The 22312-nt window shown below is 42.8% G+C and carries 22 protein-coding genes and 1 tRNA gene; 8 read left to right on the top strand and 15 right to left on the bottom strand.

The window, feature by feature from the left end; all coding sequences use genetic code 11:
* Positions 1 to 206: 206 nt before the first annotated feature.
* A complete protein-coding gene (locus F7734_RS26050) occupies positions 207 to 887 on the top strand; it encodes a LuxR C-terminal-related transcriptional regulator (protein WP_155747530.1) in 681 nt (226 codons plus the stop codon).
* A 54-nt stretch (positions 888 to 941) separates the two neighbouring features.
* Here F7734_RS26050 and F7734_RS26045 read toward each other — a convergent pair whose 3' ends face one another.
* Together F7734_RS26045 and tal are read right to left on the bottom strand one after the other, a co-directional pair.
* Positions 942 to 2888: an amino acid transporter gene (locus tag F7734_RS26045; RefSeq protein WP_155747529.1), complete on the bottom strand. Its 1947-nt coding sequence runs from the start codon at positions 2886 to 2888 to the stop codon at positions 942 to 944.
* A gap of 332 nt (positions 2889 to 3220) precedes the next feature.
* Complete coding sequence (tal, locus tag F7734_RS26040) at positions 3221 to 4384, bottom strand: transaldolase (RefSeq protein ID WP_155747528.1); 1164 nt, start codon at positions 4382 to 4384, stop codon at positions 3221 to 3223.
* Between the two features lie 1086 nt (positions 4385 to 5470).
* Between tal and F7734_RS26035 the strand changes: the two genes are divergently transcribed.
* Complete coding sequence (locus tag F7734_RS26035; RefSeq protein WP_166482152.1) at positions 5471 to 5824, top strand: DUF1257 domain-containing protein; 354 nt, start codon at positions 5471 to 5473, stop codon at positions 5822 to 5824.
* Positions 5825 to 5989: 165 nt separating this feature from the next.
* Positions 5990 to 6139: a PsaJ protein gene (locus tag F7734_RS26030; RefSeq protein WP_155747527.1), complete on the top strand. Its 150-nt coding sequence runs from the start codon at positions 5990 to 5992 to the stop codon at positions 6137 to 6139.
* Positions 6140 to 6352: 213 nt separating this feature from the next.
* Here the strand turns inward: F7734_RS26030 and F7734_RS26025 are convergent, their stop codons facing one another.
* Positions 6353 to 7210 (bottom strand): SDR family oxidoreductase, encoded by an 858-nt coding sequence (locus F7734_RS26025; protein WP_155747526.1) that lies wholly within the window; start codon positions 7208 to 7210, stop codon positions 6353 to 6355.
* A 295-nt stretch (positions 7211 to 7505) separates the two neighbouring features.
* On the bottom strand, positions 7506 to 8420 hold the full coding sequence (locus F7734_RS26020) for a LysR family transcriptional regulator (RefSeq protein ID WP_155747525.1): 915 nt from the start codon (positions 8418 to 8420) through the stop codon (positions 7506 to 7508).
* Positions 8421 to 8625: 205 nt separating this feature from the next.
* On the opposite strand from F7734_RS26020, the gene F7734_RS26015 reads away from it, so the two are divergent.
* The 3 genes from F7734_RS26015 (at position 8626) to F7734_RS26005 (ending at position 11703) form a co-directional block, all read left to right on the top strand.
* Positions 8626 to 9624, top strand: a complete 999-nt coding sequence (locus tag F7734_RS26015) for a zinc-binding dehydrogenase (RefSeq protein WP_166482151.1) — start codon at positions 8626 to 8628, stop codon at positions 9622 to 9624.
* 215 nt (positions 9625 to 9839) lie between these two features.
* Entirely contained in the window at positions 9840 to 11072 is a 1233-nt protein-coding gene (locus tag F7734_RS26010; protein WP_243147089.1) for an XRE family transcriptional regulator, read from the top strand.
* Positions 11065 to 11703: a hypothetical protein gene (locus F7734_RS26005; protein WP_155747523.1), complete on the top strand. Its 639-nt coding sequence runs from the start codon at positions 11065 to 11067 to the stop codon at positions 11701 to 11703. Before F7734_RS26010 ends, F7734_RS26005 begins: the two co-directional genes overlap by 8 nt.
* A gap of 51 nt (positions 11704 to 11754) precedes the next feature.
* Here the strand turns inward: F7734_RS26005 and F7734_RS26000 are convergent, their stop codons facing one another.
* Together F7734_RS26000 and F7734_RS25995 are read right to left on the bottom strand one after the other, a co-directional pair.
* Entirely contained in the window at positions 11755 to 12336 is a 582-nt protein-coding gene (locus tag F7734_RS26000) for a WD40 repeat domain-containing protein (RefSeq protein ID WP_155747522.1), read from the bottom strand.
* A gap of 852 nt (positions 12337 to 13188) precedes the next feature.
* The gene (locus F7734_RS25995; protein WP_155747521.1) at positions 13189 to 14514 is read right to left on the bottom strand and encodes a cytochrome P450; all 1326 of its coding nucleotides are present in this window, start codon (positions 14512 to 14514) and stop codon (positions 13189 to 13191) included.
* A gap of 117 nt (positions 14515 to 14631) precedes the next feature.
* On the opposite strand from F7734_RS25995, the gene F7734_RS25990 reads away from it, so the two are divergent.
* Positions 14632 to 15282: a TetR/AcrR family transcriptional regulator gene (locus F7734_RS25990; RefSeq protein ID WP_155747520.1), complete on the top strand. Its 651-nt coding sequence runs from the start codon at positions 14632 to 14634 to the stop codon at positions 15280 to 15282.
* 229 nt (positions 15283 to 15511) lie between these two features.
* Here F7734_RS25990 and F7734_RS66265 read toward each other — a convergent pair whose 3' ends face one another.
* From F7734_RS66265 to F7734_RS25950, 7 genes are all read right to left on the bottom strand, one after another.
* Entirely contained in the window at positions 15512 to 17176 is a 1665-nt protein-coding gene (locus tag F7734_RS66265) for an IS200/IS605 family accessory protein TnpB-related protein (RefSeq protein ID WP_155747519.1), read from the bottom strand.
* A gap of 233 nt (positions 17177 to 17409) precedes the next feature.
* Positions 17410 to 17775 carry a VapC toxin family PIN domain ribonuclease gene (locus F7734_RS25980; protein WP_155747518.1) on the bottom strand — a complete coding sequence of 122 codons (366 nt, stop codon included), beginning with the start codon at positions 17773 to 17775 and terminating at the stop codon, positions 17410 to 17412.
* A complete protein-coding gene (locus F7734_RS25975) occupies positions 17772 to 17999 on the bottom strand; it encodes a CopG family transcriptional regulator (RefSeq protein WP_155747517.1) in 228 nt (75 codons plus the stop codon). The genes F7734_RS25980 and F7734_RS25975 overlap by 4 nt, the downstream gene beginning before the upstream one ends.
* A gap of 176 nt (positions 18000 to 18175) precedes the next feature.
* A tRNA-Arg gene (locus F7734_RS25970) sits at positions 18176 to 18248 on the bottom strand.
* 108 nt (positions 18249 to 18356) lie between these two features.
* Complete coding sequence (locus F7734_RS25965) at positions 18357 to 19538, bottom strand: M23 family metallopeptidase (protein ID WP_166482157.1); 1182 nt, start codon at positions 19536 to 19538, stop codon at positions 18357 to 18359.
* Positions 19539 to 20073: 535 nt separating this feature from the next.
* Entirely contained in the window at positions 20074 to 20349 is a 276-nt protein-coding gene (locus F7734_RS25955) for a CopG family antitoxin (protein ID WP_155747515.1), read from the bottom strand.
* Positions 20324 to 20623, bottom strand: a complete 300-nt coding sequence (locus F7734_RS25950) for a BrnT family toxin (protein ID WP_155747514.1) — start codon at positions 20621 to 20623, stop codon at positions 20324 to 20326. Before F7734_RS25950 ends, F7734_RS25955 begins: the two co-directional genes overlap by 26 nt.
* On the opposite strand from F7734_RS25950, the gene F7734_RS25945 reads away from it, so the two are divergent.
* Positions 20623 to 20787 carry a hypothetical protein gene (locus F7734_RS25945; protein WP_155747513.1) on the top strand — a complete coding sequence of 55 codons (165 nt, stop codon included), beginning with the start codon at positions 20623 to 20625 and terminating at the stop codon, positions 20785 to 20787. The genes F7734_RS25950 and F7734_RS25945 overlap by 1 nt on opposite strands.
* 51 nt (positions 20788 to 20838) lie before the next feature.
* On the opposite strand, the gene F7734_RS25940 is transcribed toward F7734_RS25945, so the two are convergent.
* Positions 20839 to 21294 (bottom strand): cupin domain-containing protein, encoded by a 456-nt coding sequence (locus F7734_RS25940; RefSeq protein WP_166482150.1) that lies wholly within the window; start codon positions 21292 to 21294, stop codon positions 20839 to 20841.
* Positions 21295 to 21486: 192 nt separating this feature from the next.
* On the bottom strand, positions 21487 to 22236 hold the full coding sequence (locus F7734_RS25935; RefSeq protein WP_155747512.1) for an SDR family oxidoreductase: 750 nt from the start codon (positions 22234 to 22236) through the stop codon (positions 21487 to 21489).
* Positions 22237 to 22312: the final 76 nt, after the last annotated feature.

The raw sequence follows: 22312 nt of genomic DNA, 5'->3' as shown, positions 1-22312 counted from the left end.
CCACCCTACTACGTTTGTGGTTGCAATGTATGCGCTAAAGCGCAACTACAAACGTAGTATCAATATTTACCCGAAGATGAGATAAGTTCTGAAGTAACTTTTGTGTTTTCACAAAGCTAAGATAGTACATTATCTTAAGCGACGAATAGACCTCGATCGAGTACATTTTGCCGCAGTAGCAATAGCCAGAACGAGCAGTAAGAATTATGGCAACTTCTTTACAGTCTTTATTTCATGCGATCGCTCAGGCTCGGGACGAGCAAGAACTTCGACAGCATATCGTGGCGAAAGTGGGAGAATATTTTGCTGCTACACGCTGTAAATTGGCTTTTTTAGATGAGTTTCCTGCTGTGGATGCTAACACTCCAGCCCCCATCAAACTAGCGTTATCATTAGATTACAATCCTGTCCTGCGCTATTTGGTTAAGCGCCATGCTGCTGTGCATGATGAAGTGATTTTGCCTCCTGGTGTTTGGCAAACAATTTGTCCTCGTGCAGATCACGGGCATGTGATGGTGGGTCCGGTTGTGAGCAACGGTCGGCTAGTAGGCGGAATTGCCTTTACCCGCCACCGCAGCAATCCCGCGTTTAATGCAGATGATTTAGCAGATTTAAGTGCTTTATGTATACATTTTTCTACGCGGGTGGCAGTGTTGCGCTCAAACCCAGTTGCCTTTAGATTAAATTACGATCGCCTAACTCCGCGAGAAGCTCAAATTGCCGAACTAGTCGCACAGGGACTGACTAGCGCCCAGATTGGCGCGTCTTTATGGATTACAGAAAACTCTGTGAAGCAGGCTCTCAAGCGGATGTTTCGCAAACTTGCAGTCTCGTCACGTGCTGAAATGATAGCTCAACTTTCTGCGAGTACTATTTTTAATAAATAGCTAATGGCTAATTGCTAATAGCTAATTGTTCCATTAGCCATTAACCATTAGCCATTAGCCTCCAACATGAATAGCAGGACGCTTTTCGCTGTTCTTCTCAGCCTTACGCAGCACTTCACGGGTGACAACAGGAATATCGCCCTCACCAAATAAAATAAAACGCAGTAGGTATTTGATTGGATTACCCTCTGCCCAACCAAAATAAGCGTGCGGTATTGTACCCGTGCGATCGCGAAGATAAAGAAGTATAGCAGCAATAGCGTTAGGTACAGCAGCACTTTCTGCACGTAGAATCCGGTAGCCACCAACGTCTATCCCTTTGACTCTAATAATGTTGGCAAATTCCGAAGCATCGGATACCAAAACCTCTAAAAAGAGGATGGGATCGGTTGGTGGAATATGGTTGTCTTCGCGCACCTCTTTCTCTTTTAAAAAATACTCTTGCACATCGCCTGCATTCAATCGATTTGCAATGAGTCGAATTGTACCTTGGCTTTCTTCTGTAATAAAGCGATCGGCATTTTCGTCTATTTCAACCCGCTCCACACGTAACTCAGTTGAACGCCAAACGCGTGATATCAATGAGGTGACGATGATAGTAACGATAAAGAACGTAGCTATTCTAATCCCTTCAGGTCTCTCAATAATATTTACAATAGTCGTGTATATAAACACCAGTGTGATAATTGCAAAAGCAAAGGCTCTTCCCTTCGCTCTCCGTTGATAGGCTGATAAAGTGACTGCACATGCTGCGGTGGTTATCAATACAAGCACACCTGTGGCATAGGCTCCGCTTTGAGCTTCTACATTTGCTTTAAAGATAATTGTGACCACAAAAGCAATGACTGTATAGACTAATACTAGTGGTCTGGATGCTAATGCCCAACTTGGTGCCATACCATATCTTGGTAGGTAGCGGGGTACGATATTAAGCAGGCCTGCCATTGCAGATGCACCTGCAAACCATAGAATAGTAATGGTACTGAGATCGTAAATTGTGCCAAAGCCATTACCAAGGTACGTATGTGCTAAATAGGCAAGAGCACGCCCACTTGCTTTGCCCCCAGCTTTAAATTCTTCTGGTTGAATCAGTAGAGTGGTTATCAAGCTGCTAGCAAGTAAAAAGAAGCTCATGATTAATGCAGCAGATGTGAGCAACTTATACGTATTGCGAATCCGCCCCTTAGGGTGTTCTGGAGCATCCTTGCTACTGCCTTGCACTAGGGGCATAACGGCAACCCCAGTCTCAAAGCCGGATAATCCCAACGCTAACTCTGGAAATAGCAGAATGGCTAAACCCAGCATGAGTGCGGGGTTCTGATGAGTTGTAAAAAGTGTAGTTTGCCAGTCAGTAATAACCGATGGGCGATTTAGGACTTGATAGAAACCGACGCCAATGACAACGAAGTTTAACAATAGATAAACAACAACTAGAAAGACTGCAATGCCGATCGCTTCTCGGAAACCTCTAAGAAACACTGCGCCTAGCATTGCCACCAGTAATAAAGTAATAGCGATCGCCTGATGGTGAAGCCAACTTGGTACGAGGGGATTTTCGATGATATGAGCTGTAGCATCAGCAGCTGAGAGGGTAATGGTGATAATGAAGTCCGTTGCCACAAAACCAAGCAGACAAAGCACGAGGAATTTTCCTTGCCACCAGGGAAGCAAGTTTGCAAGCATTGCGATCGACCCTTCACCATTGGGGCTTTGAGTCGCAACCCGTCGGTAAATCGGCAACGCTCCAAAGAGTGTCAGCAGAACTAGAATGAGGGTGGCAAGGGGAGAGAGCGCACCCGCCGCCACGGCTGCAATACCTGGTTGATAGCCCAGTGTCGAGAAATAATCTACCCCAGTCAGACACATCACCTGCCACCAAGGGTGACTGCGGTGTGCTTCTTCCTGACGGTAAGGACCGTCTTTTTTTTGTCGGTCTTCTTGGAGCAGCCAGTGGATGATCTGTCTGCCGAGCCGTTTTGTTAGAACGATTGGTTTAGCCATCAAACGCTTGCTGCTTCTATTAATAGTTGTAGATGCAATGCACTTTCGAGTTTATTTTACTCTAGGAATCTTACTATATCATTTCCAAACAATTTTTAATCCTATAGGTAGGACTTTACTCACCAAAAAGTATATGTGGTAAGCAATGCTTAGCCTACGTATATTTCACATTTTAAAAAGGAGAACTTTAATATTTACCCCCTTAATCCCCCTTAGAAAGGGGGAAACAAGAAATCAAGCCTTAGAAAGGGGGGAAACAAAAAATCAAGTTCCCTCCCCTTTCTAAGGGGAGGGTTAGGGTGGGGTAAAACAAAGTTTTTCTTAAATCCCAATTAAACAGGAGATAAACGATTCACCTTTTCCTCCAAAGATTTCATGAGAGATTGGAAAGGCTGAATAAATTTGTCAATTCCTTCTTCTAGCAAATCGCTCATCACTTGATCCAGATTAATGTTAATATCTGGGTCTTTAAGGTTCTCGATGAGGTTATAGGCTTCGTCCACGTCAGTTTCAATGCGATTTGCTGGCTCGCAGTGGTCAGCACAAGCTTCAATAGTGTTTGGTGGCAAAGTGTTAACAGTGTCGGGACCAACCAACGCATCTACATACATGACATCACTATAGTTAGGATCTTTTGTGCTAGTACTAGCCCACAATAACCTCTGAACTTTAGCACCTTTTGCCACTAAAGCGTGCCATCTATCACTTGCGAAAATCTCCTTGTATTTTTGATATGCTATTTTAGCGTTAGCGATCGCGACTTTGCCCTTCACAGCTTTTAACTTTGCTTCCATGGCGATATCATCAACGCCTTTTTTCAGTTTTTCATCAATGCGCTTATCAATGTTGTTATCAATTCGGCTCAGGAAAAAACTCGCTACCGACGCAATTTGACTAATATCCTTTCCTTCTGCTAACCGATTTTCCAAACCTCGAATATAAGCCCACGCTGTCTCAACATAGCTGTTAACTGAGAACAGCAAAGTCACATTGACATTGATTCCTTCACTGATGACTTGTTCCACTGCAGGCAAACCCTTAGTTGTACCAGGAATCTTAATCATCACATTTTCTCGCCCAATCTCTTGGTAGTAGCGTCGAGCTTCCTCAATTGTCCTTTCAGTGTCGTGGGCAATCACTGGTGGTACTTCTATACTAACATAGCCATCCAAACCATTCGACGCTTCATAGACAGGTTTCAAGATATGACAAGCATTACGGATATCATCAAAGATGAGTGACTCGTAAATTTTATCAATCGGTAACTTAGCTTTAACCCCAGCTTCAATATCAGCATCGTAAATTGCGTTACCCTTGATTGCTTTTTCAAAAATAGATGGGTTAGAGGTAATCCCACGGATACCACCATTTTCAATCAGTTGTTTGAGTTCACCAGACTGAATCATGTCACGGGTCAAATTATCCATCCAAATACTTTGACCGTAATCTTTAATCTTGACGAGATGGTTCTTTGGCTTTGTTGCTTTATCAGTCATTGTTTGTTTCCTATAAATTGTGTAAAATATGGCAAGGATTTACGCGTTTCTTCTTGAAGAAAAGCAGAGGGTAGAAGGCATTTACAAAAGATACATAATTTCTATTTCAAACTCAGTCGTTTTTCCTCTGCTAAATGGTATAAAACTCTACAAAGTTTTTTGTTAAAATTCTATCTTGTAGCTATGTTTACAGAGAATCGTAATCTTCACTAATTCTAATGAGGGATGTTTTAGGGAAATAAAGGTGTTTACCTTGTTGTGAAGTATCAAACCTGCAAACAGTTATGTTCAGCAGTCCTCAAGACAATCTGTCTGTTTCTCCTGAGTATAGCGAATTTATTGAAGAGTACTATACATTCCTAAAGTACTCTATGGAAGTTTCGAAAAATTATGTTTTATTTATAACTTTGCGGGGGGGGGAAATACTCAGGTTTTTTTTTGTGCAGGCGTTACAAGCCCATTTAGCTGCCACCAGTGCGTATTTGCGCCTTGTGGAAATATATGAGCAGATGGTTCAACAATACTGGAACAATATCCACTGTTAATATTTAACTGCTAACTTGACTGATTGTGTTCCAGGATACAGCTTTTTTAGCGAGAGAATCGTCCTTAAGATTGCCTACAGTTTAAAACTACAGACAGGGAATTGTCGTGTTTAAGGTAACTACTATCGAAGGGATCGCATAAATATTGAGATTTGTTTAGGAACATTAACAATGCCAATTAAAGTAACTGCTTAAAGTTTTCTTGTTGCTGAAGCCCAACTATGTTTCAACCACTGTCATCCGAAACTCAGGCTTTACCACCTGTTGTAAGCCTTCTTTGCTTTATCGCTATTTGGGCATTAATTGTTTTTATGTTGTGGTCTATGTGGCGGGCTGCAGGCATTGGGTTTGCCACTGTCAAACGGTTGCATCAAATTAAGTGCCCAGATTGTCGATTTTTTACAGGCGATTATCGTCTTAAGTGTACCATAAACCCAATTTTTGCCTTAACTGAAGAAGCAATCAATTGCTCTGATTTTTGCGTCAAAAATAGACCTGTTCAAAAGTCGTTTTTCTCAAAATTTTCTAGGAGGAAATAACTGTGTCTCACTTTTGTAGTTTTCCCACTAAACTCACCGATCTTGAAATCTTAAAAACAACGCTACGCGATTTAGGTATCCGTGCAATTACAGATGGTAATGTCCGTGGCGTTAATGGTCAGCGAGTTTCTGCTGATATTGTGGCTGTACTTGATGGAGAATGTGACCTTGGCTGGTCTCGCAATGCTGATGGGACTTTTGACCTAATCGCTGACATACCAGGTGTTGCTATTAAACACAATCAGGCTCAGCTGATTAATTCTATCAATCAAAAGTACGCAATTAATAAGACCATTTGCCAAATCAAGCAACCAGGTCTGCAAAATTCTAATGTCAAGCTGATAGTGCAAAATTAGCGGCTTTATAGCTATAGCAAATTTCAACTTGGTGAGGTACAAAAATTACCCCCCTCTGTCCCCCCTTGGTAAGGGGGGATGAAAGGGTGGTGTACCTCATTAGCCTGAGAAAGGCTATAAGTCATTTCAGTTAACAGTTATTAGTTCTTGAAGGAGTATTTCATCATGCAAAAACAAAACGACCAAGTAAACTATTTCGTTCAATATCTTTCTCTAGCACCAGTTCTTGCTGTTGTTTCAGTGTCAGTTGCTTTTACGACTTGGGCTTTGTTTAACTACGTTTTTCCAGACCTTCTCTTTCATCCAATACCGTAATGTATACAAGGTTACCTATTTCCGGTTACATCTTCTGAGTGAGGTGCAATAATTTACTCCCTAGCAGAATAGATAAGAGGAGCAAATCTTAGTTTGTATTCACCCCCGATACAATCGGGGGTTTTTTGTATTGCAAGTACAAAAAAAGCCTCTGAGATATTTCAGAAGCTTTGAGAAAAAGAAAGTAATTACCAAGACCAAATGCACTAGAGACTAAGCGTTGACCACTTCGCCACCATTGGGATGCAAAATTTGACCTGACATATAAGAAGAGTCATGAGAAGCCAAGAATACATAACAAGGAGCAACTTCTTCTGGCTGTCCGGCTCGTTGCATAGGAACTTGAGCGCCAAAACTCTTTACCTTCTCTTCAGGAAAAGTTGAGGGAATCAAGGGAGTCCAGATGGGACCTGGTGCAACGCCATTGACTCGAATACCTTTCTCAACCAGGGATTGCGAGAGAGAACGAGTAAAAGCAACGATCGCACCCTTAGTTGCTGAGTAATCTAGCAGTTGGGGACTACCTTTATAGGCGGTGACTGAAGTGGTATTGATGATAGCACTACCTTCTTTAAGATGTGGCAGAGCTGCTTTAGTCATAAAGAACATACCAAAGATATTGGTGCGAAAAGTCCGCTCCAATTGCTCGGCTGAGATGTCTTCAATGCTCTGTTGTGGATGCTGTTCTGCTGCGTTATTAATGAGAATATCTAGATGTCCAAGCTGATTAACCGTTTGCTGTATGGCTTCCTTGCAGAACGATTCGCTACCGACATCTCCCTTAATCAACAGACAGCGCGTACCTTCAGTTTCCACCAGTCGCTTTGTTTCTTCTGCATCCTGCTGTTCGCTCAGATAAACAACAGCCACATCCGCCCCCTCTCTAGCAAAGAGGATTGCTGTTGCGCGACCAATACCGCTATCGGCACCTGTAATCAACGCGACTTTACCTTCTAGCTTGCCACTTCCTTTGTATTGAGGATTTTGAGATTGGGGCTTTGGCGTCATTTCGCCTTCTCGTCCGGGAGGATTCTGATGTTGTGGTGGTTGTAATTCTTGTGTTTGAGTCATAATATTTTCACCGTTTTTTGTTTGCTAATTCCAAAAAATTTGCGTAGCCTATGTTTCATTCAATACACTTTTTTGTGTCAGCGCTTTCATTAGCTTTTCACAAGCAAGCAATAGCAGATATTCACCACTTAGAATGAGAGTTTCTTGCTTCATGCTGTAAGTGGTGCCATTAAAAGTCAGGCTGAATTCATTTAATCAAGCTGTCAGGGCTACCTCATCCGTCTTACGGTGGGGATGAATGGCGGGTTAAAGCTTTTTCTGTGTTACCTGATACCAATTTTGCTGACAGTGAAACTCACTCCACAATCCGCTCGCGCTTTAACTGTGCTATTAATTTCTGAAGAAACTCGATAAACACTTGTCCTTTAGCACATAAATATCGCTTCTGAGCATAGATAAGTGATATCGGCACTTTGGCAGGTGCATAGTTTGATAAAATAGGCACAAGTTGTCCTTGATTGATAGCTTGACCCACAACAAAGTTATATAACTGGATAATTCCGGTTCCGGCGATCGCGGCTTCCACACTTGCCTCTGCATTGTCAATACAAAACCGTCCATTGACAGGCAATTGCAACCTTTTCTTTCCGTTTTGAAATGTCCATTCACGAATTCGTCCGGTCTGCGGCACAACATAGTTGATACAATTATGATGCAAGAGGTCTTCTGGTGTTTGGGGAACTCCATAGCGCGAGAAGTAATTTGGAGACGCACAAACAACCAACCGAGCGGATGCAAGGGATTGCATGGCAAAGTTACTGTCAGGACTCTTACCGACTCTGACGACTCCATCAAAACCTTCTTCAATCAAATCCACGTAGCGATCGCTGAGAAAAAGCTCTAAATTTACATCAGGATAGCGTTCTGCAAATTCTGGTAAAGCTGGCATAACATGGATTCTAGCAAATGAAGGAACCATACCGATCCGCAACGTTCCAAAGGGATGAGATTGCGCTCTGTTGAGTTCCGATTCAGCTTCCTCAATATCCTCCAAAATCTGGCAACACCGATTGTAAAACCGTGTTCCATCATCCGTCAGGGTAATGCTGCGGGTAGTGCGTTGAAGTAAACGCGTCCCCAGGCGTTCTTCCAAACGCGATACTGCTTTACTGACGGTAGAGGGAGAAATACCAAGTTGCTGAGCAGCTAATGCGAAGTTACGTGTTTGCGCTGCACGAGTAAAGATGGTCAGGCTGTTGAGTTTGTCCATACAACAGAATCCTTAATTCATGAAATTTATTCACAAGTAAAGTGAAACCAACCTACTTTATCTAAGTTAAATCATGAATTATCGTCAATTTATGGTTGAGATGAGTGCCGCAGCTTGAACAAACTCCTCACCTCTGAGCGATCCCTCGGAGCAAGTGCGTCATGACTTTCTTCACCACCAGATGTCCAAATCTAAGGAGTTTTCAATGAAAGCGATCGTTGTGTCAGAGCGTGGTAATCCTAGTGTTCTACAATTGCAAAATGTTGCCAAACCGATACCAAAACCGGGTGAAGTGCTTTTAAAGGTAAAAGCAGCTGGGGTGAATTTTGTGGACATCATGCAGCACCAAGGCTCTTATCCCCGTCAGCTTCCCACTCCTTATATCCCCGGTATGGAAGTTGCTGGTATTGTAGCAGACGTTGGTGAAGGAGTTTCCAACACTTTGATTGGCAGTCGTGTTGCTGCTATAACTGCTTTTGCTGGTGGTTACGCTGAATATGCTGTCGTTCCCAGACAACAACTCGTACCACTTCCTGATGGAATTAGCGATCGCACTGCCTTAGCACTGCTTGTTCAAGGTCTATCAGCATTCTTCTTACTGAATGGAGCGGGACGCCTTAAAAGCGGAGAGAGTGTGCTCGTCCATGCAGCAGCTGGTGGAGTTGGTAACATGGCAGTCCAAATTGCCAAACTTATGGGCGCAGGATTAGTCATCGGTACAGCAAGCAGTGAGAAAAAGCGTTCTCGTCTGTACGAGATTGGTGTTGATTGTGCAGTCAACTATACAGATCCGAACTGGTCGCAGGAAGTGTTAACAGCAACGCAAGGTCAAGGAGTGGATATAATTCTGGATTCGGTGGGAGCATCAATGGTCAGTAGCAACTTGTACTGCATTGCTACCGGAGGACGATTTGTAACATATGGTTGGTTATCCGGAGAGTTCCCAGTTTTTACCTCCGAGCAAATGAAAGGTATTTTGTTTAAGAACCAGTCCATTACAGGCTTCGCCGTCGATGTTTGGATCGAACAACACCCCGAGCAGTTCAATACATCGCTACAGCAACTTTTTACCTGGTCGCTCGAAGGCAAGTTGCACCCAGTATTCAATCCAACCTTTTCCTTAAAGGATGCGGCTTTTGCTCACACTGCTATCCTCAATCGTGAAACAAGCGGCAAAGTCATTCTTACGGTTGATGGTTTGTAAAGTTGCTAGATTTATATCTTGCACCGCAAAAATTGAACGTCATCAAACGTGGTTATTCATCTTTCCTCACATCTCTGGCTGAAACAATACCTTTGCTGCACCACTGGACAAGCAGTCATTTATCGGATTTCCGGTAAGCATGCTGGCTTTAGTCGAAAAGCGAAAAAATCTTCCCAATGTTAAAATAATAGTAGTGGAAATCAAAAAATAACAATTTGTTAAATTTTACAACTTTTGAGGTGATGTTTGTGCTGAATTCTAATGACCGTCCCTCACCAGAGATTTGTTTAGGAGAACGACTGCGGCTAGCTCGTGAAATAGCAGGGTTTGCCCAAGGTGAAGCGGCTCAATCATTAGGTATTACGAATGCTGCACTCAGTCAGTATGAAGGTGGTAAGCGGAGAATCGAGGCACTGACTCTGGATCGAATCGCTCGTCTGTACGGTATCCCTGTGACCTACTTTTTTGCAGATGTTAGCGCATCTAACCAGTATCCCCAGCAGCCAGATTGGGAAACTGTACTGCGGACACTAGGGAGTCATTTCTCTACTACAGGCAAGACCGGACTTATAAAGCTAATCCAGCAAATTCATGATTTGGAGGAACTTTACCGCCTTACCGAAACACCTTTTCCAGGTAAGCGACATCCCACGTTTCCTGCTCTTCCCAAGGAAAATTACACTGACTATGAGGTAGCAGAATTTGCTCAAAAAGTACGCCGTTACTATAATTTGGGAATTGCTCCATTGCTTAATGTAAAGGAATTTCTTGAAGCACAAGGCTATCAAGTTTTTGCTGTTTCCCTAGGAAAGGATAAAACGGATCTCTCTGGTCTTTTCTTTTTGCATCCACAACTAGGAGCAGTTGTAGTGTTTAACGAAGACCGGGCTTCTAGTTGTTTTTCCTTCACGCTATGTCACGAAATTGCTCACAACCTTTTTCACTGGGATCGTCCAGCAATTCTTTGTCGTGATTCAGAGAAAACAAACTTGTTAGAAAATTTTGCACATCGATTTGCGTCCTACTTTTTAATTCCCCAGGAAGGATTACAAGAGCGACTAGAAGTTTTAGGAATTAAGACAGTCAAGAAACCTGAAGAAGTCATTCATATTGCCTGCTACTTTGGAGTTAGCTATCAAGCTACTATTTATCGACTAGAAGCAGATCGGAAATTAGGCGCTCCTATAGAAACGTTTAAAAATAGCGTGAAACCAATTGCGATCGCTAAATCATTAGGGTACTCTCCATCTCTTTATGAGTTAGAATCACGCCCATTGCCACTTGAAAAACGCTTACCAAGAATTTTTTTGGAACTAGGCTATCGTGCCTTATCAAAAAATCTTCTTTCTCTAAGGCGGGTAGCTGAGATGTTAAGAATCAGCGATATTGAACTAGAAGACAGGCTCTACGGAGACGATACTGAAGAATCCGAAGAGGTTTATGTCTAACTTTGTTCTCGATACAGTGGTGTTGAGAGTATTTGCTTTTGCTCATCCTCAAGGAATTAATATCTTGCTGGAGGCTCTCAACGCTTCACGAGCAAGTTTTCCTTGTGAGGTGTACAACCAAGATGAGGACAATCTTCCTCTCAATTCATCAGATGAAAATTTGAGTGAATTGGCTACAGGCATACGTTATGCTCGTCGTCAAGCTCAAACTTTACCAGGACTTAAAGGAGAGCGTTTTCAAGCTCGTTTAGAAAACGCTACTCAACTTAAGCTTTACATTCAGGCGGGGAGCCTTTTTATTGAACCTTTAAAGTTAAAAGAGCTTCCAAGAAGGGAAGAATTAAGGAATACCTATGGCATTGGTAGTGGTGAGGCTGCTTGTTTAGTTTTAGCCCAGAGAGATGCTCTAACAGCTGTGTTTCTTTCAAGTGATGAAGGTGCTTGTACGGTAGCTCGGACTTTAGGCATTTCCTATCTAACAATTCCAGATATCCTAAGTGCATGGGTACGCCACGCACGTCCATCTGTCTCTTTGTTACAGGAGTTGGTAGACGGAATGCGTAATGCGTCTTTTAGACTACAAGAGAGTTTTTATCAGCAATTGCTGGCTATTTTGTACGATCTAAGTTAAAAGATACCCAACAATATAATTTACTTAATGTGAGGCTTGTATTCCAACAGATTAAGCCCTAGCTAACAGGTGAACTCCACCGCTAGAATCTCCAGCGATCGCATAACGTCCATCATGTGAAAGGGCGCATACATAGAACCTCACGCATCCATTGTATGTGTCCTCGACTGTCTTTGAGGCGATGTTAATGGATTGTAACGAGCAATTGAAGGCAGCTAAAACGGTTTGACCGTTTTCTGCAATACTGACAGAACGCAAGTCTTCTAGATGAATTTGAGTGGTGTCTAACATTTGTTTGGTTTCAATGTTGATGCGGCACAAAAACGTACTTTCCTTACTTTCAGAAACCAGAACCATGACATGGTTGTCAACAAATTGCGCCGACATAACCCAGTCGCCAGGAATACCCAAACTTCCTTGTTGTAAACCAGTTTTAGCATCCCAAATGGCAATTTTTCTCTCAACCTTATGGGACAGTGTTACTAATTTATTGCCATCGGGTGCAACTGCAATAAAGCCAAAATGTAGGCTTCGATTTCCTAATTTTTTAGTTTTAGCAGTTTGCGTCCAAAGAAGACGATGTTGGTGCAAATCCCAGCACTGAATTATTACCAAAAGTTTTTTAATATTCATTTTTCAAAGCAACTCAGGCTTGTGATGTAATGAGTTATATATCAGGCTATATGTTAACTTAGAAAAATGCTTTATTTGACAGTGAATATACTGAATGCTTATAGCTACAAGCATGACGGTTCCAAACCATTGAACGATCGCTCTCATATTGCGACAAGAAATTCTTATCATTTTTTCACTGTATTAATTCTTGTATAAATAATAAATATATATGAACTCATACGTAATAGCATTTACACTGAAAAATTAATCAAAGTTCCTTGTCTCAAGGGAAATGAATTTAGAAATAAAATTTTGATTCAGGTGGCAATTTCTCATCTTCTCTCTCTGTGTTCTCTGCGTACTCTGCGGTTCAAAAATCATTTATTTAACCGCAGAGGCGCAGAGTACGCAGAGGTGAGAGGTGAGAGGGTTATTGATTTCCTGAAGTTTTTATCTACCTTGACAGAGCTAGGTGGGCTTTAGCCCTACCTACAGTACTTAAAATTTTTCACGAATAATTTAAGACTGCTATAGCGCTCCTAAATCATTTGTAAAAAACACAAGCTACCTCACCATAACAAATCGTTGATTAATCCGTAAAAACTAGCAAAATCAATTTTGCTCATTGCTATTAAGCAGCGAATTATTTCGTGTGTGCGGTTAACGCCTGATGAAGTAAGCAATTTGAGCGGCGCGACAAGCAGTACAATCCAGGGATAAAACTTGTAGCGCAAGAAGCGAAATCCGATGTAGCAGCACTTCATGAAATTTGGGCAGATCGTAATTAGTTAAGATGTGAGCTTAAACAATAGGATTTCAAACGCTCGATATAAAAAAACGGAAGATCGAGCGTTAGTGAATTTTCACGGTCTAGGCTTTTTTCAGTACCACTTGAATGCCGTGTTTGGGACGCAAAGTGATTGAGGGCTGAAGTTCAATCGCTCGATCTGGCACAAGCTCTAATTCAAACGCTTGAGCGATCGTTGTTAGAATCAAAACTGCCTCCATAAGAGCAAAACTCTTACCTATACAGATGCGCGGACCATCCCCAAAGGGAAAATAAACACCGCGTGGCAATTGCTTCTCCAGATCGTTCTCCCATCGCTCTGGGTTAAACACCTCTGGATGTTGGAAGTAACGCGGATCTCGATGCATAACCCATTGGCTTGCAATCAGCGTGCAACCTTTCGGGATAAAGTATCCACCAATTTCACAATCTCTGGTTGCTTCCCGACTCACATCAGTAACTGGTGGGTAAAGTCGCATCGCCTCTTTGATAATCATGTGGGTGTAAGGCAATTGGGACAGAGATGAGACGGTTGGAGTGCGTCCATCTAATGCCATTTTCAACTCTTGTTTGAGTTTCGCTTGGACTTCAGGATGTTGAGCGAGCAGCATCCATGTCCAGGACAGGGAGTTTGCAGTGGTTTCGTGTCCTGCCAACATTAACGATGCCACTTCATCGCGCAGCTGCCGATCGCTCATGCGACTGCCATCGTCTGCATCCTGGACTTGCATTAACATCCCTAGCAAATCCTCGCCTTCTTCACCACTGGAACGACGGTGCTTAAGCATAGCGTAAATCGTGTCGTCAAGAAGCGCGATCGCGTCTTGGTATCGCCTATCGACATTACTATCTTGTTCCTCCACTAAAGAGTTATTCATTTGGTATACAAACCAATTCATAGCTTCATCTAAAGCATGAGCCACATAACTAGCTTCACCATCTGTCACATCCCGATTGAAAATTGTTTTCATGACGATATTGAGCGTGAGACGCATCATGTCATCATGTACATCGCGAACTTCACCCTCGCACCAAGTTTGCAACATTTGTTTCGTATAGTCCACCATCACGGCTCCGTAACTATTAATACGTTGGTGATAAAACACTGGTTGAGTCAGCCGTCTCTGTCGTTGCCAAAAATCCCCTTCAGAGGTGATTAAGCCATTGCCAAGCAAACCATGCAAAATCTGTAAGTCTTTTGCTTTGATGAACAAGAGCGGATCTTTCAAAACTTCAGTGATATGCATAGGGTTGGTGAGCAAACAGATTAGCCGATCCTCAATGCGAAATGGGACAATCTCCCCGAATTCACGAGCACATCGAGTCATAAATCCCAACGGATCTTCACTGTACTCTGCAAGCACTCGGTTTGCTGCGGGGCTGGATAGTGTGAGCAAATCCTGACTCATAACAATTTTCTCCCAGACAAAGTTTTCCAAGCGACATCAATTTCTCTAAAATATGAGTATCGCTCATGTTTTGATAATATGAGCGATACTCACGTTTTGTCAAGGAAGAATATATAAATGACAGCGAACTCATCAAAGCCGTCTGGAATGCGGCGACAACCAAGACAAGCTCGCAGCCAAGAACGGGTGAACCAGATTTTAGATGTGGCTGAACAGATGTTTATTGCAGAGGGATACAATGCCACCACAACAAACGCGATCGCATCTGGTGCTAAAGTAGCGATCGGTTCGCTCTACCAGTTTTTTCCTGACAAGGGGGCAATTTTGCAAGCCTTAGCGACGCGCTACAACGAGCGGCTGCACCAACACTTTGTGGAGCTACATACCCCTGAAATGGTAAATCTGCCTTTATCAACCTATGTTGACCGGGTCATTGATGCAGTGGATCGATTCTTTACCGATTATCCTGGCTATCATGCAATCTATATGCAGGTGCAAGGAACCATGCCAGAACTGGAAGAAATTGAAAGCGCAGGCGATGCTATACTCATTCAGGATTTAGCAACTGCCTTATCTCAGCGCGACTCAAATTTAGAGCGTGCTGATTGTGAGACAATGGCATTTGTACTGGTGAAAGCGATCGGTACACTCTTGTGGTTATCGCTGAGCCAAGAGGAACCATTCAGCCAACGGCTAGTAGCAGAAACTAAACGATTGGTGTTGAACTACCTGCAAAGCTATTTTCCAGATGGTAAAATTTCACTTTAAATTATTAGAGTCTACTGCTGATTCTCACGGAACAATAGACTCCAACGCTTCGCTACCTGCCTGAATAGCAGAGGTGAAAATCCGTTGGTCGAAAGTAGCTAACTTACCGCCTTTATGAACACCTACAAATAACCTGAAAAAATCTACTCATAACTGGTATATTCAGTAGCTTCTCAGTGCCGGAGGCGAGCCGTATCGGTGAAACCCCCTTTGTAACGTAACAAAAGCTTCAAGCTGTTTCTACACTTGTAGAAATTGCAGTAACTTTTCCCCTTCTACGTCTAGGTTTTTTAGGACTAGCCACAGTCAAGGAATCCAGTAGGAACCGCAACACGGTATCAGGTTGAAACAATCGGGGTCTACGGATAGAATAAATTTTTAACCAGTATGAAATTTTCCCCCATCCTCCCCCAAAGCCTCCATCCTTTGAATCCTCTGGTTCAAAAAATGGAGAAAGCGTTTTTAACCACAAGTGGGGGATATACTCTTTAAAACCCAAAGCCCTACGAGCAATAACCATTGCCGCCGCCGAAGCGCTGTTTAAACCATATTTCGCCATATATTTGACCATTCCAATGACACTGGTCATATATGGACTCACAAATTTGACTTCTATTCCAGATTTTTCGGCTCTGACAACTAAAAAACTCCGAAATTTGTCATATATAAAGCTTGAAAGCATTCTGTTATAGTGTTTTGAACCACTATGACGTAGTTGAGCTTTCTTGAGTGAGAAATCTAAATTTTCGCAGGCGATCGGACATTGATAGATGGATGCTAATTTAACTATTTCACAAACAATATCTCTGAGAGCCGCTTGATTTTGGCCAGTTGTGCCTGTTGGGATGGGAAAACTTAAGATGATCTGCTTACCAGATGTGCGTGCGGGGTTGCCATCGCGTTTTACATAAATAATGTCAATAGTTTCTGCATTTAAATCAATGCCAATACAACCATTTTGTAAGCTACTGATTCTGGGCACATCTTGTACATAAGTTGTCAGGTGGATGTACCATTGGTCGGATTTATGCTCACGTCTAAAGCATTGAACTGTAACTGGTTTATTAGATTCTAAAGCATATAACAAGTCATGTTTACGTTGCCCTGTGACTTCAAACGTTAAATAAACATATTGACCATAATCTTCTCTTAAGAAACCCGGAACAGCAAAACGAACAGTAAAGTTGTCATCCCCCTGATAAAATATTCCGGCAACTCTATTATTCCCAGGTGTTCTTCCTTTCCCAATTGAATAAAAATTGCCACTCCGATATTTTTCCCAATCAGATTTCCATTCGTCATGAGATTTATAATTATTGGCTTCTAAATGATGCTGGCTATTAAATAACTTTACTCCTCCAAAACAGATATGCAACCTTTTTTGTGATAGCAATCTATCTAAATCGCCTTGCTTGCGTATTAGCCTAGATGTTTTAGACTCAAGTCCCAGTAATTTCTTCTCAAATCCCTGGAAATTTTGACGCGTCGGATTTTTTAATCTATTTTCTAAATCTTCTATTCCTTCGGATACAGCTTTCCACCCACTTTCTATATCTTTACTCAGTTCTAAAATTCGATTCTCTCTAGCTGTTACCAATTGGTCATATGTTGACTTAGCATCAGTTGCTAAGGAATCAGCCCATGCCCATTCAATCCCAAATCGTTTTTGAAATTCTTTTTCTATTTGGTCTTCAGTTTGACCTTTTTGTAATTGATTAACTGCGCTATGGAAGAAAGATTGATAGTAAAAACCCCAATCTTCTAGAAATGGATGAAATGGCAATTGAGCTTCTATTCCTCGCCTTAATTGAGGTATACGATTACCAGAATCATCTTTTTGACGAGAGTAACTTCGATGTGTTAACTCAGCATACAGAGATTTCTTTTTCGCCACAGTTTCGACCTAACTAATGGATTTATTTTTCGACAAAATTAGATTTTATTTATAGAATTTTAGTGGCTTTTCTTAAAGATTATTTCAGCTATTTAATCATTCTTAACACTGTGGACAATGGGAATGAATCGCTTAGGCATTATTCTTTTTGAAATTGTCCATCAAACTGCTTGATTTTTGATGGTTAAAATTTAAGTAGGGAAGTTACCATTTTTACAGTATTTTACAAGAAATTACCAGCTTTTTGGCATTCTAGAACCAACAGCAAGACCCAGTAAAAAAACATTAGTGATTTGGGAATGGGGAATAAGCAAATTGGGTTGAAGCAACTCGCGAATGCTCAAATCTTCACTCCAGAAGTGATGACCTGCCATTACACAAAATTGACGCAAGATAAGTAATACAGCCGGGACATCTCCTGGCCGATTTGGGTAGTTGGGATGGCTGGCGATCCGAACAAAACCGTTTTCTGTAATTGGACAAGTAGCCCATGCGGGCTGTCCTTTGACAGTGAACCACCTATGAGCAATTTCGTGATGAATATGCATCGGATCGCAGAGGGCAAGCAAGACATTTACATCCAGAAGGTAAGTGGTCATGGCGTTTCATCGCGCAGTTGGTTGACAAGTTCTGGCGTGACGACACCTGCTCCGGGCTGTATTGGAAAGAGTGGTACACCATTGCGTGCCGTTCCAGCATCTTGTCGAGATAGAGCTTGTCGCGCCAGATCCGAAAGTACTTTGCCAATTGAAGCACCTCGGTGGCGGGCTATTTCTTTGACTGCAAGGAGTACATCTTCTTCGATATCAAGCGTTGTACGCATACCCTTCTCCGTTCAATTACCGTTAACGTGCTATTCGTTAACCTGATGTTAGCGCATCAAATATTTGGTGCTAAAACATTTTACTCGATTGCACCAAAACTTAATTTGTTTATGCAGACAATGATTTGTCAAGAAGGACAAATAATGTGGCAAATGATGACTGGTCATTGTAAAAACGAGCGTGGAGGGATTTGAACCCCCGACCAACAGAACCGGAATCTGTTGCTCTATCCACTGAGCTACACGCCCACGATTTTTCTTAATATAGCATTTTTATGTTAACTGTGCAGTTAATTTAAGATTGTTGAAAGGTTTGTAGTTGCGGTGCATGCGCTGAAGCGCAACTACGAACCCAAATCAAAGGAAATTCATGGGGTTAACTGGGGTACCATTTTTTCTCACTTCAAAGTGGAGGTGGGGTCCGGTGGATAATCCCGTAGAACCCACAGCCGCGATCGCTTGTCCTCGCTCTACTGTTTGTCCTTCCGAAACAAACAACTCGCTACTATGACCGTAAAGAGTTGTGATACCTTTGCCGTGGTTAACAATCACAGCCTTACCATAACCACCATACCATCCAGCAAAAATGACTGTTCCCGAATCGGCAGCACGAATGGTACTACCATAGCTAGCAGCAAAATCTAACCCAGCGTGAAAGCGGCGATACCCAAGCACCGGATGTGTCCGCCAACCAAAGGGACTGCTTGTAGAACCATTACTAGGATAAGCAAAAATACCAGTTCCACGAATAATCACGCTGTTCCGGCTGTTTGTTTTCAGTCTCTCTTCTTCTTCTGCAACTTTTTTCTGAATTAAGGACTCCAATGCCTGAGAATCTCTCTCAAGCTGACTTTCTGCTGCTAATAGAGCTAAGCGATCGCTGCTCAAACGTTGGATTAAGTCTCCCTGCAACTGTGCTTGTGTTTGATAATCAGCTTTTTGGGCGTATAATTGCTGACGAATCAAGTTTATTTCATTTCTTTGCTCTTCTACCTGTGTTTTTTGAGCGTTCAGCCGATTTGCTTCTTTCGTCAGTTTAGCCAAAACGTGGCGATCGGCTTGATAAACTAACTTCAACTGACGGCGACGATCTAAAAAATCATTCAAGTCCTGGCTTTGCAGCAAAACTCCCCATCCTTGGTTCAAATGATTCCGTTGGAGAAAGCGCAAACGAGCAATTGTTGCTTCCTGGCGTTGCTGATAGGAAACTTCAGCTGTCGCTAGATCGGCTTGTAGTTGCTGTAGCCTTTGAATCGCCCTTTGCAATCGCAATTCACTATCTTGAATTTGAACATCGGTTGTTTGTAGGTTTTGCTCCAAACCGTTGAGGCGATTTTGTGCTGCGTTTTGCAAATTATTCAAGCGTTGGCGTTCTTGAGTAAAGCTTTGGCGCTGTTGGTCAACCATTTGTTGCTGTTGGCGCAACGTGTTAATTGTATTATTGGCTTCTGTAGTAGCCGCATGAGTTTGTACTGGTATAAATATCAAGCTAATGCATAAAATGCAGAAAACTGCAAGAATCAATATAAATTGACCGATACGATTCTCCCAACCCCCCTGGGAAAGCTGATGATGTACACAGAAGTCTGAAATTTTACGAATGAAGATTTGAGCGTCAGTTTTACCCCACCCTAACCCTCCCCTTGGAAAGGGGAGGGAATTCAATTTGCGTTTCCCCCCTTTCCAAGGGGGGACTAAGGGTGGTAATTTCAACTTGTGTGTACACCGCAGCTTAGAAAGCAGGGGAGAAGGAGGATATTTCTGGTGTTTTTTGGGAAATGGCACTCTCATGCTGTTGACCGAGCCACAAAATGGCTGCAAACATCAGGTGTATTGTTCCCAAAATATTGCCTAACCTCTCATGAGCAGTCTCGGTCAATTTTTCGATTGGCGATAAGCTGGCTACAGCTTGCGCCGAAGCGATACGGCTTTAGCCGTTAGCGCTTACGCTATCGCATCTCAAAGGAAATGACCAAGAATTGGTGTGGCTTATGCAAACAGGGAATCTAGCATTGTTTGCGACCAGCAGTATTATAATGATAGAAAGTGCGTCTGGGCGTTTGAGAAGGAATTACTAGGCGACGTGACGCAGTTGCTCTCTGAGCATTTCGTTCACCAATTGACGAATACCCACTTGTTTCTGTTGTGCTTTCTCATACAGCACTTTCATCAAATCCATATCTACTTCAACTTCAAAGTGTCGCTGCTTTAACTGAGTTTCTTCTATAGGGACAGTCTCAAAGTTATCTAAATAATCAGTTGTGTCATGAGTATCCCAGAATTCTGCTGCGTCTTCTAAACTTGAAAATTCATTGGGGATTGGGTCAATCCGCTTCTGCTTGTCGCTCATAATATCTCCGTTCTGATGTAGTCATATCCCGTGCTGAAATAGGCAATGCTGCTGACATTTGCCTTTTATAAATCAAAAATACAACTAAATATCTGCCTCCGTAAGTCTGACCATAAGCTACATATACATCTTCACCTTTCACTTGACCTTTCTGTGCTTTCCGTACATGAGGTCTGGAAAATAAAATTTGCTCAACTTCATCCGTGGTAACACTGTGCTTAACTGCTAGTTTTTCAACAAATTTGTCTTTCCAAATAATTTCATCCAGTTGCATTGCATTTCAGCAAGTATAATCAACTCAATATTAGCACAGCGCTGATTGGCTACGCCAGTACAGATTTCAGTGTGGGAGTAGGGGAAGCGTTGTTTGGTGGAGCAATCGATCGTGCAAAATCATTTTTAGCGATCGCCAACCGATGTAGTATTTTTTATCTATAGCGACCCCTAGCACGCGACCCAGATGATGATTTTCTTATCGATTTAGCTGTCTTACTCGTCGTCCGGTGTGGTCAGGTTCTCTGCATTGGTATCGACGATAAAGACGGCTAGCATACGCATAGGTTGAGTGTCACTGGCATTTGCGCTAACACGATGACGATCGCCAGGTACTTCAAAAAAGTTCTCACCAGCGTGATACACCTGCTCCGGACTATCATTGATTTTGCTACGAATCGCACCTTCCAGCACTGTTGCATAGACAAAAGCTGAGGCTGCATGGGTATGTGGGGGTGTTGAGCCACCTGGTCCATATTCGACCAGCAAGCTTTTGACACTCTTTCCAGGCACATTAGGAAGGGCGCGGTCGAATACCAGCGTTACCTTAGACGTATCAGCAGATAAATCATTGGCTGAAGCTGCGAATACGGGGAGAGTTGCGAATATGGAGAGCGCTATGAATATGGAAAGACTCATGAATGCAACTTGCGAGAAAAATCTAGTAAACACTTCCGTTCTCCTTGCGTGAATGCAAACTGGTGGATATAAATCCGTCTAATGTGCCCTCATGCTGAATCAAGCAGATCGCGGCTTAGACGGGTGTAGGTTGAGTTGAGCTTTGTAAAACTCAGCAGTTGCAGAACGTTGGGCTTTGTGTCCTCAACTCAACCTATGTCAGCATTGAATTCTCATTGCCGATCTTTAAGCGATAGAACGGTTGAGCCAGTCCTCGAAACGGTTCGACCCGATGAGCGAGTTGCCCTCCGGAACGAGCTGATCGTTTAACGCCGCACCAAAGTAACGGGCGTGACTGTCTACAACCACCTGACGTGAGTCGTGAGTTGCACTTAGGAATTGGCGGATGATTTCCTCAAAACGGAACCGATCTGGACCAGCTAAATCGATAATGCCGTTTACTGGCACTCCCAGTGTGATATCGACCAGCGCGACAACAACGTCCTCCGACAGGATGGGCTGGATAAAGGCAGGGGGCAGGCGAACCGTTTGCCCATCGGTGGGAAATTGAGCCACGATTGTGCCGATGAACTCAAAGAACTGCGTAGCGCGGACGATTGTATAGGGTATTCCTGCGGACTGGATCAACTTTTCCTGGGCGACTTTCGCACGCATATAGCCGCTATCAGGGATGCGATCGGCACCGACGATTGATAGTGCAATGTGATGAGCCACACCAGCGTCTGCCTCCGCCGCAAACAGGTTCCGAGATGACTTCTCGAAGAACTCTAACACCTCCGCATCCTCAAAGGAGGGTGAATTCGTCACATCGACAACAACTTGAGCACCCACTAACACCTCAGCCAGTCCCTCACCTGTAACAGCGTTAACACCTGAAGAAGGGGACGCTGCTACCGCCTCATGTCCGAGTTGCTGTAGCTTCCTCACAAGTTTTTTACCAATCAGCCCACTGCCACCAATGACAACAATTTTCATGACAACACCTCTGATAATTTAAAGAACATGGCTGTTGAGTTTTGAGCCATTCGCAGTGAGTTGTTCTGAACTTAAA

The sequence above is a fragment of the Scytonema sp. UIC 10036 genome (assembly GCF_009725235.1).
Note: the sequence above shows the minus strand (reverse complement) of the source record. Positions and strands in the feature narration are given on the sequence as shown.